Here is a 17,571-nt window from a genome sequence, read left to right on the forward strand (position 1 = left end):
ACCCGGTCCGGGCGCCTGAGAGATTCAGCCCCGGCTACAGGACCTTTCCCCATGGGCGGGTGCCCATGGGCACCACTTTCCAGAGGCATCGGGGCCTGACGCGGTCCTGGGGGCCTGAGAGGTTGACGGAGAGGTATTGCTCCTTCGGCGTCCGTGGCTGGCTGTCACGAAACTCTCCCGCGCGAGGGCGATGCGTCGGCAATTCTACCGGCAGCGCACCGGTGCTCGCGAACAGTTCCCCCGCAAGCGGGACGGCTCCCAGCAAAAGTTCCCCTCAACGACGGTCGAGGGGAACCTAGGTGTCTGTACGCGGCGGAGGATCAGCCGATCTTGCGGTCGCGGCTTTTTCGCCGCGACGCCAGCTCGTCCTCGGGCGATGCGATGGATTCGCCGCCGTCGGCACGTTCGCCCGGGAAGTCTGCGATGGTGCCGGTCAGCTCGCGCATGGCGCCGGATACCGCGATGCCGAACACGCCCTGGCCGCCCTGCAGCAGATCCACGACCTCTTCGGCCGAGGTGCATTCGTAGACCGTGGTGCCATCGGAGAACAGGGTGATGTTGGCCAGATCCTGGACGCCACGCTGGCGCAGGTGATCGACCGCAACCCGGATGTTGTGCAGCGAGATGCCGGTGTCCAGCAACCGCTTGACGATCTTGAGGACCAGGACGTCCTTGAACGAGTACAGACGCTGGCTGCCTGAGCCGGCGGCGCCCCGGATGGACGGGACCACCAGGGAGGTACGCGCCCAGTAATCCAACTGCCGATAGGTGATACCGGCGATCTGGCAGGCGCTGGGACCGCGGTAGCCCACCAGCTCGTCCGGCACCGAGTCATCGGGGAACAGCCCACCCTGCACGGGTTCGCCAGCTGGCCTGACAGGCGGCTCCGCGCCGCTCCCGGTGGTCAGATCCAGCTCTTCCTGCCGTGGCGTGTCACCCACTGTGAATCCTCTCGCCGATCGAACTCGCCCGCACCGTAGTGCCATGTCCTGCAGCGCAGCCATCTCTTCCGCGACGGTTTGCTGCGAGCTCGAATGTGTCGAGCATACGCTTCCCGCCGAGCCGTGATTGCCCGCTGCGATGAAAGTATGGCGCCCGAATTCCCGCCCGATTGTCTCCCGCGCCGCGTGTCGACACCGGTATACCCACTTGAGATGTACCCGTGACCTGCAAGGCGCGGGCGACAGTCATGTCGCCTTGAAGTCGTCCGGCGAAACGCTGTCGAGGAACTCCTTGAACTTTTCGACCTCGTCCTCACGGACGGTGCCCGTAGCCTCTTCGTCGTTCTCGTCGGGAATCAGCAGGCCGGCCTCGGCCAGCACCGCCTCCTCCACGTAGATCGGCACGCCGACGCGCAGAGCGATCGCCACCGAGTCCGAAGGCCGGGCCGACACCGTGATGTCGCGGTCGAAGATCAGGTCGGCGTAGAACGTGCCTTCCTGCAGGTCGACGATCCGCACCTCTTTGAGTGAATGTCCAAGGGCGGCAATGACATCTCGGATCAGGTCGTGAGTGAGCGGCCGGGCGGGCTCGACGCCCTGCTGTTCCAGCGCGATCGCGGCGGCCTCCGACTGCCCGATCCAGATCGGGAGATAGCGGTCACCGTTGGATTCCCGCAACAGCAACACGGGCTGGTTCTGCGGCTGTTCCACTCGAATGCCGACCACGCGAACCTCAGCCATCTGTGCCTGCCCTCCGCACCGCCGTGCCGTTTCGTCGAATCTTTCGTCCTTCGCCAGTTCGCCTCAGGGGTCCCGACTTAGACGAACTGGCCGTCGAAACGAGTCTAGTCCTCAGCGATCCAGAACGTCGCGTACGGCGGACTTGATCAGCGACGTGTGCAGAGTGATCGCTAGGGCGGCCACCTCACGGGCCAGGTCATCGGCCCGGTCCCGCGCGCCGGCCTTGCCCGCCTTGCCCACCGGACCGGCGATCTGGGCGATCAGGTCGGATTGCCGGTCTGCCGCGGAGCGAAATGCCCGCAGGTGCCTGGGCTCGACGCCGTAGTCGCCCAGGGCACGTGCGCACTGTGCGATCACCACGGAATGCTCGTCGAAGAACCCGGCGGGCCCGGCGGTGATGATGCCGTTGCGAACCAACGCCCCCAGCATCTCCTCGTCGATGCCCGACCGGGTCAACAGGTCTTCACGGGAGAGCCGGACCTGTGTCGGCGCCACCGCCGACAAGCCGGCGGCGCCGTCCACTCCCTCGCCCCCACTCTCGGACACCCCGACCAGTCGGGGCACCGCGTAGGCCGATCCGGCCTCCGGCAATTCACCGTCGGGCTGGGCGTCCAACTGCGCCTTGATCACCTTCAACGGCAGATACTGGTCACGCTGAGCAGTCAGGATGAACCGCAACCGCGCACAGTCGTATGCAGTGAACCGCCGGTACCCCGACGCGGTGCGCTGCGGCGTGATCAGTCCCTCGGCCTCGAGGAACCTGATCTTGGAGATGCTGACGTCCGGAAAGTCGCCCCGCAGCAGGTCCAGCACTGCGCCGATCGACATCCCGGCCAGCGCAGGTCTGTCGGGGGCAGTCATCGGCTAGCTGGTCGGGCCGCTGTCGTCGTCAGACCGGGGACCGGTGAGGAACACCAGGCGGAACTTCCCGATCTGCACTTCGTCGCCGTTGGCGAGTACGGCCGAATCAACCGGCTCGCGGTTGACGTACGTGCCGTTGAGGCTGCCGACATCGACGACCTGGAACTCACCGCTCTCCAACCGGAACTCGGCGTGTCGACGACTCACCGTGACGTCATCGAGAAAAATGTCGCTGTCCGGGTGCCGCCCGGCCGACGTGGTCGGCTGATCGAGCAGGAAACGCGATCCGGCGTTCGGTCCACGCTTGACGACCAGCAATGCCGAACCCGCGGGCAGGCCCTCGACGCCGGAGACGGCGCCTTCGGTACCTGCCGTTGCGGGCGCATCCAGTTCGTTCAAAAAGTCCGCGCGGAAAACCGATGTGGTTTCCACCGTCACGTCTTCCGACTGGTCGGCCCCCAAATTGCTGTCCTTGTCCGTCACCCGCTGCTCCTCACTGGCTGCTGTGGCGTTGGCCGGCGCGGCCCCAGCCCATCGTCGGTCTCACGTCGACCGTACCGCGCATCAGGCATCGTTGTGTCCACCACCGCCGGATCCGATGGGGAAGATATCTGCGCGCCGGGTACGGCCGAACCGGTCTCGGCGACCGGCCTTCGAAACCCTAACAATTACTCACTCGGTCACGGCGGCGCGGTAGCCGTCCGCGTCGAGCAAACCGGCCAGGGCGTCCTCGAGCGTGCCCTCCTCGAGCCGCAGATCGACCAGCCAGCCTTCGCCGTAGGGGTCGGAGTTCACGAGCTGAGGACTGCCGTCCAGATCACCGTTGACCGCAACGACTTTCGCCGCGACCGGAGCGTAGAGATCCGACACGGACTTCGTGGATTCGACCTCGCCGAACGCATCGCCGGCGGCCAGCTGGGCGCCGACGTCGGGCAGCTGGACGAACACCACATCGCCGAGGGCGGACTGTGCGTAGTCGGTGATGCCGACGCGCACCGTGTCGTCACCGGTGCGCTGTACCCACTCGTGCTCCGAGGTGTAGTAGAGGTCGGCTGGGATGTCGCTCACGGCGCTCCTTATTGTCGGGCGGTTGGTGTTGCTGTGCTCACTTGACGGGCTGAGCGTATTGGCGTGGTTTCGGTTGCCGCAAGGCGGTGACGTCGACACGCTCGGCTTGTTGTATCACCATCGTGCCGCCGACACGCTTGACGCTGTCCATTGCCCCGCCGGGAATGTTCATCGCGGCGGCCAGGGTCGGCGGGTCCCCAATGGCCAGAACCGAATACGGCGGCCGCAGGGTCACCTCGTCGACGGTGAGCGCCCCGGGGGTGCCGACGATCCAGGTGTCGATGCCGACCCGTACGGCGGCCTGCTGATCGCCGCCGCGGATCTCAAGGGCCTCGGCGCCCGCGGCGCGCAACTCGTTGATCACATCGAGCATGGTCTCGGCGGGAACACCGGGCGCGTTGTCTTCTATGGTGAGCGTCACGCCGGGGCCGGTCGCGGCCACCGTGCCGATCTGGATGGCCAGGGCCTCCAGCCGGGACTGGGCATTCTCGATCGCGGCCTGGTCGCTGCTGCCCGAGGCCTGCAGCTGCTGCAGCGTCCGCTGCAGGTCGGCCACCTCGGTGTTGAGCGACCCCTCACGTTGCTGCAGGGAGTCGAGCAGCACCAGCAGATCCGCCGGGCGCGCGGTCTCCAGCGAATCTCCTGACTCGTTCTGGCGGACCTGGGTGACGATCGCCATGCCCAGCAGGATGCACAACAACACCCCGAGCGCGCCGAACACCAGCTGCGAACGGCTGCGGCGCACGATCCGCAGATTCCGGAACCGGCGTGGCGAGACGTCGGCGGGCATCTCGTGGCGGCCGTGGTGTTCGGCAGCGTGCTCTGCGTGATGGTTCGGCTCTGGCTCTGGCTCGGACTCCGTTTCGGGCCCGTCCGGCTCTGTCGGCTCGGCCGGCTCGGCCGGATGGTCCGGCTCGGCCGGATGGTCCTTGGGTGGGGGCTCGGCGTCGCTCATGTCAGGCGCCGAACAACCTGCGCCGCAGTGCGGCGGCGTTGCCGAAGATCCGGATGCCGAGGACCACGATGATGGCCGTCGACAGCTGGGTGCCGACGCCGAGCTGATCACCGACGTACACGATCAACGCGGCCACCAACACGTTGAACACGAACGAGACCACGAACACCTTGGCGTCGAATATGCGCTCCAGGTAGGCGCGCAACCCACCGAACACCGCATCCAACGCCGCCACGACGGCGATGGGCAGGTATGGCTCGACGAAGTCGGGAACGCTGGGGTGGAACACCAACCCGAGCACGATCCCGACGACCAGTGCGACGATCCCGATCATCTAACGGTCCATCCTGTGCACCTCAGGCCTATCCAATCTGTTTGGCGAAGTTGACATCTCGCACCGACACCGCGGGCACGGTCAGGCCGTCACCCGCACTCACGTTCACCCCTACCCCGTAGGAAGTCTCCAACAACCGGAGCCGCTGCAGGCCCGGGGTCCGGTCGAAAGCGTCGGCCATCCCCTTCGGCGGTCCGATGGCCACAATGGCATACGGACTGGTGATCGGCTGGTTGTCGACCAGAATCCCGCCTCCCGCCTGACGGATCGTCACCCCGGCGCCGACCCGCACACCGCCTACCGAAACCGCCTCTGCGCCACTGGCCCACAGCGAATTCACCACCAGCTGCAGGTCCCGGTCCAGGATGATCTGCTGTCCACCGGCAACCCGCTGTTTCGACACGTCGCTGAGGTCCTTGGACAGACCGGGATCGGTGACCGTGACGGTCAGCCCGGGACCGATCATCGGGATGGCGGCCGCTTCGATGTTGGCGGTGTCCAGACTGCCGAGCAGATGCTGGCCGTTCTCGTCCATGCCGAGTCTGCTGCGTCGCTCGGCGTCCACCTGATCGACGAGTGCCTCGCGTTCGGAGCTGGCCTCGTCGGCACCGATCTGCGCCGCCCGCACCCGCCCGGCCAGGGTGTGCTGGGCTTCGCGGGCCGCGGGCGCCGCGGTCTGGGCCTGGCCGGCGGCCACCGCGAACACTGTCGCGATCGCCCCCGCACCCACCACCAACCACGCGAAATCCCGGATGCGCCGATGCGGTCGATCACCGGTCTCACGGGCCGCTGCGGCCGCGGCGTAACCCGGGTCGAGGTGCTCCGAGAGCAACGACCGAAGCAGCGAGGGCAGTGGGATCCGCTTGGGCGCGTGGGCCTCATGGTCGTTGAGTCCTGCCCCCGACTCGTAGCCGCCCAGCGTGCTCATGATCTGACGGGAAGTTGTCGCATCACCATGCCCACCTGCACCAGGTACAGCACGGCCGACCACAGGTACAGCGCCACGCCCCACAGCAGGAAGGCCCATCCGCAGGCCAGCGCCACCCGGCTCCACGTCGCGTCCCACTGCCCGAGCAGAATCCACGGGAACCCGGACATCAGCGCGAAGGTGGCGGCCTTGCCCAGATACGTCACCGGCAGTGCGGTCAGTCCGCGTCGACGCAGAAGCGGCAGCGTGGCGGCGAGCACTATGTCGCGCCCGAGCAGGGTCAGCACCACCCACCACGGCACCACGCCGTACAGCGCGAGGGCGACCGGCACGGTGACCATGTAGATCCGGTCGACGAGGGGGTCGAGCAGTTCACCGAGCCGCGACGACTGATTGTCGACGAGGCGCGCGATCTTGCCGTCGGCCCAGTCGGAGAAGCCGCTGAACATCAGGATCGCCACGGCCCAGCCGTTGGCGTGTGCGCCGAACAGCAGCCACAGGAATACCGGCACCAATACGAGGCGCAGCGCACTGAGCGCGTTGGGCACCGTCAGCACCCGATCCGACCCCGGTGGTGCGGCCCGACTCGTTGCGCTCCTGCCCTCAGGAGCAGGTGCGTGATCCATGTCTAAAAACTTAGCGGAACACGCCCGGCAGGCTCAGCGCCGACATGGTGTCGTCGTTGAGCGGATTGTCGTGGACCATGTACGTCCACGTCGATGTCGGCCGCGCCAGCTTCGACAGATCGATGCCCGGCTCGTCCTCGATGTCGTCGGCCGTGTCGAAGGTCTGCTGGGCTGCCTCGATGGCGTCGGCGGCCAGCGAGGCGAACGCGTCGACGGCCATCCGGTGGAACTCGTCGAGCGGGTTCTGCCGGCCCAGCGCCCGCAGATGGATGCTCTCGCGGATGTCGGCGAGGAATGCCAGGTGATCACACCAACCGCGGTCGAGGTGGTAGAGCATGATCAACCGGCAGATCTTGGTGAGCTTCTCCTCGGCGTCCTCACCCAGGCCTTCGGCCAGTTTGGCGTAGCGCTCGGGTGAGCGGGCCTCGAGTTCCTGGCGGGCGGTATCGGTGCGCAGCAGGGTTTCGCGACGCTCCACGATGATCGCGCGCTGCTGGGCGATGAGTTGGTTGTAGCGCCAGGTGTTGGCGTGCACGTCGAGCAGCCGGCCCTCGGCGACCCGCTGTGCGTGGTCGAGCAGACCAGCCGCCTTGGGTGCGCTGACACGGCCGTCCTCGTCTGTTTCGGTCGGCAACTTGGTTTCGTCGAGGTGAGCTGCCACTACCTCGTCCTCCCAACTGGAGAAGAACACCGTCGACCCGGGATCGCCCTGACGTCCGGCGCGGCCACGCAACTGGTTGTCCAGGCGCTCGGTGTGGTGCCGGCCAGTGCCGACCACGTGCAGCCCGCCGAGGTCGGCCACCTTCTCCTTCTCGGCCGAGTCGTCCGCCACATCGGACCCACCCAGGCGGATGTCCGTGCCGCGGCCGGCCATCTGGGTGGACACCGTGACCGAACCGAGCTTGCCTGCCTCGGCGATCACGGAGGCTTCTTCGGCGTCGTTCTTGGCGTTGAGCACGACGGCGGGAACGCCCGCCTTGACCAGCCTGCGGTGCAGGTCTTCGGACTCGGCCACGTCGTGCGTGCCGACGAGGATCGGTTGACCGGTCTCGTGCACCTCGGCGATGTGCTCCACGATGGCGTGATTCTTGGCGGCCTCGGTCAGGTACACCCGGTCCGTCTCGTCCTCACGGATGTTGGGCTTGTTCGGCGGGATCGGCGACACCCCGAGCTTGTAGAACTGGCGCAACTGCTCGCCGGCGGCCAGCGCGGTACCGGTCATGCCGCACACCGTCGGATAACGGTTTACCAGCGCCTGCACCGTGATGGTGTCGAGCACTTCACCGGTCTCGGTGGTCTCGATGCCTTCCTTGGCCTCGACGGCGGCCTGCAGACCGTCCGGCCAGCGCTGCAGCGAGGCGATCCGGCCGCGGGACGCGTTGATCAGGTGCACCGCCCCGTCCCGGACGATGTAGTGCACATCGCGTTGGAGCAGCACGTGCGCGTGCAGCGCGACGTTGACCTCGGTGAGAGTGGTCGCGACGTGCTCCTCCGAGTACAGGTCGATGTTGCCCAGGCGGGCCTCCAGCTTGCGGGCGCCGGCCTCGGTGAGGTGCACGTTCCGGTTGTCGTCGTCCGTGTCGAAATCTGTTCCGGCGGTGAGGTCTCCGACCATCCGGATGACCTCGACGCGCGGCTGCTCCCGGTGACTGGTCCCTGCCAGCACCAGCGGCACCAGCGCCTCGTCGACCAGCACCGAGTCGGCCTCGTCGATCAGCGCGACGTCGGGATTGGGTGACACCAGATCGTCGACATCGGTGACCAGCTGGTCCCGCAGGACGTCGAACCCGATCTCGTTGACCGACGCATAGGTGACGTTGCACTCGTAAGCGGCACGCCGCTCTTCGGCTGTCGAGTCCTCGGTGATCCAGCCGACCGTCAGCCCCAGCGCCTCCAGCAGCGGACCCATCCACTCCGCGTCGCGCTTGGCCAGATAGTCGTTGATGGTGATGACATGCACGTGCCGGCCGCCGATGGCGTAGCCGGCCGCGGCGATCGCCCCGGACAGGGTCTTGCCCTCACCGGTGGCCATCTCGACGACGTCACCGGCGAGCATGCGCAACGCGCCGAGAAGCTGTACGTCGAAAGGCCGGAGGCCCGTCGTCCGGTCGGCGGCCTCGCGCGCCAGCGCCAGGAACTGTGGCATGTCGGCGGAGGCGGCCAGGTCCTCCAGCTCGAGCAGTTTGGCAGCCTTGGTGAGCTGCTCGTCGTCGAGCTTGGCAGCCTTCTCTTCGAACGCGGCTGCACCCTTGACCTCTGAGAGCGACCGGGCCTCGTTCCGCTCGGTACTGGCCCCCAGTAGCTTCCAGAACTTGCTGCTCAAGCGGCCCGGTTTGGCGCTGGACGTCTTCGGCACATGTTCACGGTACGCGGACGCGGCAGATGCCTTTGAGCGTGACCCCGAACCGGATCGGCGCGGCCACGCCTGGAGCCGTCCGGCCGGGCTTGTGCCAGCTGATGCGGGTACTTTGCCCGCATGGAGATGTTCACCCCGACATTGGACTGGGGCAACGAGCTCGGGACCTCGCTGGTGTGGATCGCCAAGGGCTGGTTCATCGCGGCGGTGTCCACGCTGGTGATCCTGGTCGTGCTCGCCCAGTTCACCTCGTGGGGCCGCCAGTACTGGCGGATCACCCGCGACTACTTCACCGGTCGGGACAGCGTGATCGTGTGGGCCTGGCTGGCCGCCTTGCTGCTCTCGGTGATCACCAGCGTGCGCCTGACCGTGCTCTTCAGCTATTACGGCAACGACCTGATGACCAGTTTCCAGGTCATCGCCGGTGGTATCTCCAGCGGCAACGAGGCCGTGAAGCAGTCGGGTAAAGACGGCTTCTGGATGGCGATGACCGTCTTCGCCATCCTGGCGACCCTCAACGTCGCCCGGATTATGCTGGACCTCTATATGACCCAGCGGTTCATGCTCCGGTGGCGCGCCTGGCTCACCGACCGCCTCACCGCCGACTGGCTCAACGGCAAGGCCTACTACCGGGCCCGCTTCATCGACGCCACGATCGATAACCCCGACCAGCGCATCCAGACCGACATCGACACCTTCACTGGCAGCGCCGACTCCCTGCCGAACCGGCCGAACAATACGTCCACGGCGACGCTTTTGTTCGGTGCGATCAACGCGATCGCCTCGATGATTTCGTTCACCGCGATTCTCTGGAACCTGTCCGGCGCGATCACGCTGCCGTTCGTCGGCATCGAGCTGCCGCGCGCGATCTTCTGGATCGGCATCATCTACGTCCTGTTCGCCACCGTCGTGGCGTTCTGGATCGGCCGCCCGATCATCACGTTGTCGTTCAACAACGAGAAGTTCAACGCGGCTTTCCGGTACGCCCTGGTGCGGCTGCGCGACGCCTCCGAAGCCGTGGCGTTCTACCGTGGCGAGATCGCCGAGCGCACCGGCCTGCGGCATCTGTTCGCACCGGTCGTGACCAACTACAAGCACTACGTCAACCGGATGACCAAGTTCCTCGGCTGGAACTTGACGATCGACCAGGCCCAGGAGCTCATCCCCTACGTCGTGCAGTTCCCGCGGTTCTACAGCGGCGAGATCACCCTCGGCGCGCTGTCCCAGACCGCGAGTGCGTTCCGCAGCCTGCTGGACGGCCTGTCGTTCTTCCGCGGCGCCTACGACAACTTCGCCGGCTACCGCGCCGCGATCATCCGCCTCCACGGCCTGGTCGTCTCGAACGAACAGGCCAGGGATCTGCCCGAGGTGGCGACCCTGCCGTGTGTGGACGGCACGGTGAAGCTCACCGACATCGAGGTCCGCACCCCCGACGGCAGGCAACTCGTCAATCCGCTCGACCTGCACCTGCAGGTCGGTGACACGTTGGTGATCACCGGGCCCTCCGGCAGCGGCAAGACCACGCTGCTGCGCAGCCTCGCCGAACTGTGGCCCTTCACGTCGGGCACGCTGACCCGCCCGTGCGGGCCCAACGAAACCATGTTCCTCTCGCAGTTGCCGTACGTCCCGCTCGGTGACCTGCGCGCCGTGGTGACCTACCCGGGCGAGGAAGGCGCCGTCGACGACGAGACGCTCAAGCGAACCCTCGACGAGGTGGCCCTCGCGCATCTGGTCAGCCGGCTCGACGAGGTCCAGGACTGGGCCAAGGTGCTGTCTCCCGGTGAGCAACAACGGATTGCGTTCGCCCGGATCCTGCTCGTCAAGCCCAAGGTGGTGTTCCTCGACGAGTCGACATCCGCGCTCGACGAGGGCCTGGAGTTCATGCTCTACCAGCGGGTGCGCACCGACCTGCCGGACACCATCCTGGTCAGCGTCAGCCACCGCACCACGGTCGAGCAGCACCACACCCACGAACTCGAGCTGCTCGGTGACGGTGAATGGCGACTCGGCCGGATCGAAGACGACGCGGCCGGCCTGGTCAAGCAACCCTGATCGGGCGGTAGTTCCCGGTAACTTCCCGGGGTATGGAGATGTTCACCCAGTCTCTGGACTGGGGCAACGAGATCCTGGGATCCCTGGTCTGGGTCCTCAAGGCGTGGGCGATCGGCTCGGTGGCGCTGGTCGCGGTCGCGGCCCTGCTGGCTCGCTTCACCACATGGGGTCGTCAGTTCTGGCGGGTCACCGGCGGCTATTTCATTGGGCGCGAGAGCTTTCCGGTGTGGGCGCTGCTGGGTGTCCTGCTGTTCTCGGTGATGCTCTCGGTGCGGATGGACGTGTTGTTCAGCTACTACGTGAACGACCAGACGACTGCGCTGCAGGTGGCGTTCTCCGGTGCCGGTTCAGGTGACGAGGCGGTGCGCCGTTCGGGAATCGACGGGTTCTGGCACTCGATCCTGATCTTCGCGTTGTTGGTGACAGCCGATATCACCCGCACCCTGCTCGACCTGTATCTCATGCAGTACTTCATCATCCGCTGGCGGGTCTGGCTCACCAACCGGCTGACCGGCGACTGGCTCGACGAGCGCGCCTACTATCGCGGCCGGTTCATCGGCGGTTTCGGCGGTACCCCGATCGACAACCCGGATCAGCGGATCCAGCAGGACATCGACGTCTTCACCACCGGCACCGGTCCGGAGACCAACACGCCGACAGTCGCCACCGCGCAGACTCTGGTGTTCGGCTCGGTGTACTCGATCGTCTCGGTCGTCGCATTCACCCCGATCCTGTGGAACCTCGCCGGCCCGTTGACCCTTTTCGGCGTCACCGTGCCGAAGGCATTGTTCTGGATCGCCCTGCTGTGGGTGGCGATCACGACGGTCGTGGCGATCTGGATCGGCAGACCGATGATCCGGCTGACGTTCCGCAACTCGCTGACCAACGCGGCGTTCCGCTATGCACTCGTGCGTATCCGTGACGGGGCCGAGGCAGTCGGTTTCTATCACGGTGAACGCACGGAACGCGGCACGCTGTCCGATCGATTCGCCAACGTGATCACCAACTATCGCAGGCTCGTGCGCCGGGGCGTCGCGTTCCTCGGCTGGAATCGGTCCATCAACCAGATCATCGATCCCCTGCCGCTGATCATTCAGGCACCTCGGTTGTTCGCGGGTCAGCTCACGTACGGCGACGTCTTGCAGTCGGCCAGCGCGTTCAACAACGTGCAGAGCTCATTGAGCTTCTTCCGCTCGGTATACGACGCATTCGCCGGATACCGGGCCGCGATCATCCGTCTCGACGGACTCGTCAGTGCGAACGAACAGGCAAGGGCGCTACCACGTTTGGACACCGGGATGAGTGCCACCGGCGGGGTGGAACTCGAGGATGTCGAGGTGCGGTCACCTCAGGGCGACCTGCTGCTGCACAACCTCGACCTGCAACTCGCACCCGGCGATTCTCTGGTCATCACCGGGCCGTCCGGTACCGGTAAGACGACGCTGCTGCGTAGCTTGGCGCGGCTGTGGCCGTACGGGTCGGGCACCGTGCGTTATCCCGAGCAGGGTGAGGTCATGTTCCTGTCACAGCTCCCCTATGCCCCGCTGGGCGATCTGCGGACGGTGACCTCCTATCCCTCACCCACCGGTACCTACACCGACGACGAGATCCGGGCCGCTCTCGACAAGGTCGCCCTCGGTAATCTGACCTCTCGTCTGGGCGAGGACGCCGATTGGGGAAAGGTGTTGTCCCCCGGCGAGCAGCAGCGGATCGCGTTCGCCCGGATTCTGCTGGCGAGGCCGTCTGCGGTGTTCCTGGACGAGGCCACCTCGGCGCTCGATGCCGGTCAGCAGTACGCGTTGTACTCGACCCTGCGCACCGAGCTGCCCGATTGCATCGTGGTCAGCATCAGCCACCGGGACAGCGTGAACCGGCTCCACGACCGTCGGCTGGAACTGCTCGGCGACGGTCGGTGGCAGCTCGCGTCCGTCGGCTCGCCGACTTAACCGGCCTGGCGCGCCGCTGCGTGCGTGCCGGCGCGGCGCCCGAAGAACGACCCTTCGCCGAGCTGCACTCCGCTGGCGTAGCCCTCGCCGTCCTGGGCGATGTTGGACGCGCAGGCGCCCGCCGCGTACAGGCCCGTGATAACGCTGCCGTCCTCACGCAGCACCTCGCCGTCGATGGAGACCGTCAACCCGCCCATCGTGAATCCCGAATACATGGCGATCCCGAGGGACAGGTCGAACGCCGCGTACGGCCCGGTGTCCTGCACCGCGATGTAGTCGGGTTGCTTGTGGAAGTCGGGATCTTCACCGTTGGCCGCGTTCTTGTTGTAGCGATCGAGGGTGGCGGCCAGGTTGCCGGCCGGGATGCCCAGTGCCTCTTCGACTTCGGCGATCGTCTCGTAGCCGTCGATGAACTTGATGAGCGGCATGGCCGGCATCTCCATGTGTTGCTCATCCACGATGAGGTACGCCTGCTGGTCAGGCTGTCGCAGAACGAATGCCGAGGTACGCGAGTGGTAGGAGTCCTCGGTGACGAAGCGTTGGCCCTGGTTGTTGACGATCACGCCGGTCAGCAGGATCTCCGGCGGGTAGGCCGCGGCGGTGATGAACAACTGGTCCATGCCGTTGGCCACGCCGCCTGCCGCGACACCCATCCGGATACCCAGGCCGTCGTCGTTGGGGTTGCCCAGGATGTAGGGCTCCACCTCACCGTGGTGCTTGGTGCGTCGTTTCTTGCCGAGCGCCGGGGTGTACTCGGCGACCATCTCGGGGTTCATCGCGAATCCGCCGGCCGTGATGATGACCGATTTCGCTTTCACACAACCGGTTTCGCCGAAGTGCTTCCACTTCACCCCGACCACTGGGCGGTCATCCGCACTGCCGTCGACGATCAGGTTGGTGGCACCCACCTCATAGCGGATCGTGACGCCCAGCGTCTCAGCGCGTTTCAGCAGGAGATCGATCACCATCGCCGCGCCGCCCAACTCGCCGGGCACGGGAACCGAGTGCCCGCGGGGCGCCGGCTCGGCCTTCTCGGTGAATGGCCAGACCTTCTCGTTGCCGGTGTAGGACAGCCCCTCGGTACCCGGCGGGACCACCACCTTGCCCGGGTAGAAGCTGCGCTCGAACTGAAAGCCCAGTGCCTCAAGCCAATTGAAATGCTCGACACTGCCGTCGCTGTAGGCACGGATCTTGGGCAGATCGGGTTCGCGCGAGACGGCGACCAGATACTTGTACATCTCCTCGGCGGTGTCGGGATGCCCGGTGGCCTCCTGCACCGCGGTGCCGCCGCCGAGATAGAAGTGCCCGCCCGCCATCGCGGTGGTGCCGCCGGCCGCCGCGGCCTTCTCCAACACCAGGACCCGGGCGCCCTCGGCGGCAGCACTGACCGCTGCACAACCTCCGGCGATGCCGAATCCGATCACCACGACATCGAACTCGTCGGACCAGGATCCGACGGCGTCGACCTCGGAGGCCTCTAGGACCGCGGGGATTTCCTTCACTGCTGCTCCTGTTTCACATACTCGAAGAACGCCCGGATCTCGGGCGGGATGTAAGCGACCTCCAGATACGGCACCCCGGCTCCGGCGGCCGACAGGTAGGCGAATTTCATTCCCCCGGGCATCTCGCCCTGACACACCGCCGGGGTCCCGTCGTCTTCGGCGTCGCGCACACGTGCGTCGAACGCCGCCGGGTCGGCTGCCTCGACACAGATGTGGTGCAGGCCGGACCCGTGTGCTTCGAGGAACTCCGTGTAGACACTCTCACCGCTCACCGGTGCGATCAGTTCCAGTTGGGTGTCACCGGCGTAGCTCAGCGAGATGTCGGCCACGAAATCGGCGGGCTTGCCGCGGTATTGACACGTCTCAGGGCCGAAATGCACCGCAGGCATGCGCACCCACCGTCGCGCGCCCAGCAGGGTGGACAGGGCCTGTTCGGTGGCAGCCAGGTCAGCGGTGACCCAGGCGATCTGGACAGGTGTCTGATTAAGCATCGCGATGAGAATATCGCCCACCCGCCTGGATGGCTAGAACGTGTTCTAGTTAGGGGAACGGCGAGTCACGGCTGCCCGACGAGATTCGACACCTCGCCGGCGAGCGGTGCGCCGTCACCGCGGGCCTGGACGCTGGCGTTCTGCCAGGAGACCGCGGCCGGATAGTTACCCCACGTGCTGTTGAACATTCCCACGATGGCAGCACGACCATCGGGGGTGACGATGTATACCGGACCACCGGAATCGCCTTTTTGACTCACCACGCCGTTGGCCATCGTGAACCAGCCGTTGTTCACGGCCTCGACAGTGCCGCAGGTCTCTCCGGTCACCACCCCGAAGTGACAGACCGGGGCGCCGGGCGTCGGCACCACGGCGGGATCCTCGACCAGCATCCGCCCACCCGGCAGGATGTTGTTCACCACGACATCGCCGGCCAGTTGGATGGTCTCCCAATCGGAGATCATGTGATTGGTGTCGACCGTGGCCCCGTCGGGCGTGTTGTCCCGGTAAGAACCCATGTGCCCGATGAAATTGCCGTCCCGGTCGTTCACCGGCCCACCGCCGCGGCAGTGCCCGGCGGTGAATCCGACCCGGCTCCCCGGGTCCACGAAGCCGAGGGTGCACAGATTGGTGCCTTGGCGAATCTCCATCCCGGGGTACACCAGCGAACCCGCCGCAGCCGCCGTCGGCACCGGACATGCCAGCAGCCCCGCCGCCGGCACCACCGCCATCGCCCGTATCGCCCCACCAAGCCAACTGTTCACGGCCGGCCTCCCTCGTTTTCGGACGTGGTGAAAGTCACCCTACCGACTTCAATATCGGTCAGGCGGCAACTTCGTTACCGGGGGTACCCACGACGCGCGAGATCCAATGCCAGAAACGACGACGGCCCGGACCAAGTGGTCCGGGCCGCGCGTCCGTTCAGGTCTTCCGTTCAGGTCACGGAATCGTCAAGACCTGGCCGGGGTGAATCAGATCGGGATTGGCGATACCGCTGGCATCGGCGATCTGCTGGTAGCGGTTGCCATCGCCGTAGAAGCGCTCGGCGATCGCCCACAGGGTGTCGCCGGACACCACGGTGTAGGTGCGCGGCTCGGGAGCCGGCGGGGGTGGCGGCGGCGCTGCCGGCTCGGGTGCGGCCACGGGCTCCTCGACAGCGGCCGGGGCAACCTCAACCTCGGGCGCGGCGGCCTCGGGCGCCGGTGGCGGCGGCTCGGAAGTCTCGGTCTTGGACGACCATGCGGGACCGTCCGCGGCGTACAGCACCAGGTTGCGGTCGTCCTGGAGAACCAGCTTGACGTCCTTCTTGCCCTTGGTGTCGGTGTGCCACACCGGCTTCTCCGAGGTGTACAGCACGAAGTTGCCGTCGGTCTGTACCTCGGCGCGCACCACGTCCTGGCCGTTGGTGGAAGTAGACCAGACCGCTTGGCCACGTGCCTCCAACACGAGGTTGCCGTCATCCTGCAACGTCAGCGTGTACGCGCCGTTGTTGGAGGTGAGCGAACCACCCTTCTCCAGCTTCTGTCCTTCGGTCAGTGTGTCTCCCACGCATTGCCCCTTTCGTGACCGTGATCCGGGTTGTCGCACCCGGGTTCTGTCGACCTTACTGACTTCGAGTTTGCTTTGGTGCTATTCGGCTCGGCTCGAATTCAAACGTCCAACCAACACTGGGAAACGCCGGGTATCTGGACGGCAGACGGCGCAAATCGGCGGCGCCCGGCGTGTCGCACATCGAGCCGCGGCTACCGATCAGCCCGAGTCAGTCGGAATCGTAGGTTGCGTCAATTCCCATGCCGGCCAATGATTCTGGCCGCACGTTCGAGAACTGGGCCGACCCGTGTCAACCGACCGGCTGCGTTTCGGAAGATTCGGCTGGCTGCCAGCCGGGTGGGCCGAATACGAAGCCCAACCGGTCACGCAGACGGCGGGCCCGCCGCACGTCGCGGGCGATCGCCACGTACTCGTGGGTCTGCAGTTTCCAGATGTTGAAGGTGTTGACCGGCTTGGTCAGCCCGTAGTGCGGACGGAACACCTCCGGCTGGAACGTTCCGAACATCCGGTCCCAGATGATGAGGATGCCGCCGTAGTTGCGGTCCAGGTACAACTGGTCGCGCCCGTGGTGCACCCGGTGATGTGAGGGGGTGTTGAAGATGAATTCGATTGGCCGCCACAACTTTCCGACCCGCTCAGTGTGCACCCAGAACTGGTAGACCAGGTTCAGCGAAAAGCTGGCGAACACCAGCCACGGCGGAATCCCGAGCAGGGGCAACGGAATCCAGGCCAGGATCTCACCGCTGTTGTTCCATTTCTGGCGCAGCGCGGTTGCGAAGTTGTAGTACTCACTGGAGTGATGGGCCTGATGCGTCGCCCAGATCAACCGCACCCGGTGCGCAATGCGGTGGTAGGTGTAAAACAGCAGGTCCACCCCGACGATCGCGACCACCCAGGTGTACCACCGGTCCCCCGGCAGGTGCCACGGTGCCAGGTAGGCGTAGATGGCGGCATAGCCCAGCAGCGCCAGCAGTTTCCATCCGGCAGTGGTGAGGATCGACACCAGACCCATCGAGATGCTCGCCCAGGCATCGTGGGTGTCGAACGCGCCTGCAGGCCGTCGTTGGGATTCGATGTGCTCCAGGCGACGGGCGGCGAGCCATTCCACGGTCAACAACACCAGGAAGAACGGAATCGCGAAGAACACCGGATCCCGCATCGGCGGGGGCAGGAAGTCCAGGACGGACCCGATCATGTGGACTCCTCGTTGAGCTGGGCG

Annotated in this window: 17 protein-coding genes and 1 riboswitch; of the genes, 2 read left to right on the forward strand and 15 right to left on the reverse strand. The window is 66.1% G+C overall.

All coding sequences use genetic code 11. The annotated features are described in order from the left end of the window. Positions 1-91: 91 nt before the first annotated feature. A riboswitch (glycine riboswitch) is annotated at positions 92-190 on the reverse strand. Between the two features lie 130 nt (positions 191-320). From AC4ELH_RS29765 to secA2, 10 genes are all read right to left on the reverse strand, one after another. Further along, complete coding sequence (locus AC4ELH_RS29765; protein ID WP_036387126.1) at positions 321-941, reverse strand: MerR family transcriptional regulator; 621 nt, start codon at positions 939-941, stop codon at positions 321-323. 246 nt (positions 942-1,187) lie between these two features. Then, entirely contained in the window at positions 1,188-1,682 is a 495-nt protein-coding gene (locus AC4ELH_RS29770; protein WP_064885652.1) for a bifunctional nuclease family protein, read from the reverse strand. Between the two features lie 111 nt (positions 1,683-1,793). Beyond that, on the reverse strand, positions 1,794-2,543 hold the full coding sequence (gene ftsR, locus AC4ELH_RS29775; protein WP_064885654.1) for a transcriptional regulator FtsR: 750 nt from the start codon (positions 2,541-2,543) through the stop codon (positions 1,794-1,796). Between the two features lie 3 nt (positions 2,544-2,546). Further along, positions 2,547-3,026, reverse strand: a complete 480-nt coding sequence (gene garA, locus AC4ELH_RS29780; RefSeq protein ID WP_055114548.1) for a glycogen accumulation regulator GarA — start codon at positions 3,024-3,026, stop codon at positions 2,547-2,549. Positions 3,027-3,215: 189 nt separating this feature from the next. Next, positions 3,216-3,611: a glycine cleavage system protein GcvH gene (gcvH, locus tag AC4ELH_RS29785; protein WP_055114551.1), complete on the reverse strand. Its 396-nt coding sequence runs from the start codon at positions 3,609-3,611 to the stop codon at positions 3,216-3,218. Between the two features lie 37 nt (positions 3,612-3,648). Continuing rightward, positions 3,649-4,401 carry a DUF881 domain-containing protein gene (locus tag AC4ELH_RS29790; protein WP_064957236.1) on the reverse strand — a complete coding sequence of 251 codons (753 nt, stop codon included), beginning with the start codon at positions 4,399-4,401 and terminating at the stop codon, positions 3,649-3,651. 166 nt (positions 4,402-4,567) lie between these two features. Beyond that, entirely contained in the window at positions 4,568-4,900 is a 333-nt protein-coding gene (locus tag AC4ELH_RS29795; protein ID WP_036449743.1) for a small basic family protein, read from the reverse strand. A gap of 28 nt (positions 4,901-4,928) precedes the next feature. Then, a complete protein-coding gene (locus tag AC4ELH_RS29800) occupies positions 4,929-5,828 on the reverse strand; it encodes a DUF881 domain-containing protein (RefSeq protein ID WP_448447095.1) in 900 nt (299 codons plus the stop codon). After that, complete coding sequence (locus AC4ELH_RS29805) at positions 5,825-6,454, reverse strand: CDP-alcohol phosphatidyltransferase family protein (RefSeq protein WP_236734935.1); 630 nt, start codon at positions 6,452-6,454, stop codon at positions 5,825-5,827. Before AC4ELH_RS29805 ends, AC4ELH_RS29800 begins: the two co-directional genes overlap by 4 nt. A 10-nt stretch (positions 6,455-6,464) precedes the next feature. Next, a complete protein-coding gene (gene secA2, locus AC4ELH_RS29810) occupies positions 6,465-8,810 on the reverse strand; it encodes an accessory Sec system translocase SecA2 (RefSeq protein ID WP_448447092.1) in 2,346 nt (781 codons plus the stop codon). Between the two features lie 120 nt (positions 8,811-8,930). On the opposite strand from secA2, the gene AC4ELH_RS29815 reads away from it, so the two are divergent. Next, positions 8,931-10,862, forward strand: a complete 1,932-nt coding sequence (locus AC4ELH_RS29815; RefSeq protein WP_448447090.1) for an ABC transporter ATP-binding protein/permease — start codon at positions 8,931-8,933, stop codon at positions 10,860-10,862. Between the two features lie 32 nt (positions 10,863-10,894). Continuing rightward, positions 10,895-12,808 (forward strand): ABC transporter ATP-binding protein/permease, encoded by a 1,914-nt coding sequence (locus AC4ELH_RS29820; RefSeq protein WP_448447088.1) that lies wholly within the window; start codon positions 10,895-10,897, stop codon positions 12,806-12,808. Here AC4ELH_RS29820 and AC4ELH_RS29825 read toward each other — a convergent pair. The 5 genes from AC4ELH_RS29825 to AC4ELH_RS29845 all read right to left on the reverse strand — a co-directional run bounded on the left by AC4ELH_RS29825 (position 12,805) and on the right by AC4ELH_RS29845 (position 17,547). Next, on the reverse strand, positions 12,805-14,310 hold the full coding sequence (locus tag AC4ELH_RS29825; RefSeq protein ID WP_448447086.1) for an FAD-binding protein: 1,506 nt from the start codon (positions 14,308-14,310) through the stop codon (positions 12,805-12,807). The genes AC4ELH_RS29820 and AC4ELH_RS29825 overlap by 4 nt on opposite strands. Continuing rightward, on the reverse strand, positions 14,307-14,801 hold the full coding sequence (locus AC4ELH_RS29830; RefSeq protein WP_448447084.1) for a VOC family protein: 495 nt from the start codon (positions 14,799-14,801) through the stop codon (positions 14,307-14,309). The genes AC4ELH_RS29825 and AC4ELH_RS29830 overlap by 4 nt, the downstream gene beginning before the upstream one ends. Before the next feature lie 65 nt (positions 14,802-14,866). Further along, positions 14,867-15,532 (reverse strand): Rv1815 family serine proteinase, encoded by a 666-nt coding sequence (locus AC4ELH_RS29835; RefSeq protein ID WP_448447253.1) that lies wholly within the window; start codon positions 15,530-15,532, stop codon positions 14,867-14,869. Positions 15,533-15,740: 208 nt separating this feature from the next. Further along, complete coding sequence (locus tag AC4ELH_RS29840) at positions 15,741-16,349, reverse strand: LysM peptidoglycan-binding domain-containing protein (RefSeq protein ID WP_064887630.1); 609 nt, start codon at positions 16,347-16,349, stop codon at positions 15,741-15,743. Positions 16,350-16,641: 292 nt separating this feature from the next. Then, complete coding sequence (locus AC4ELH_RS29845) at positions 16,642-17,547, reverse strand: sterol desaturase family protein (protein ID WP_448447081.1); 906 nt, start codon at positions 17,545-17,547, stop codon at positions 16,642-16,644. Positions 17,548-17,571 lie beyond the last annotated feature (24 nt).

The sequence above is a fragment of the Mycobacterium shunyiense genome, assembly GCF_058270075.1.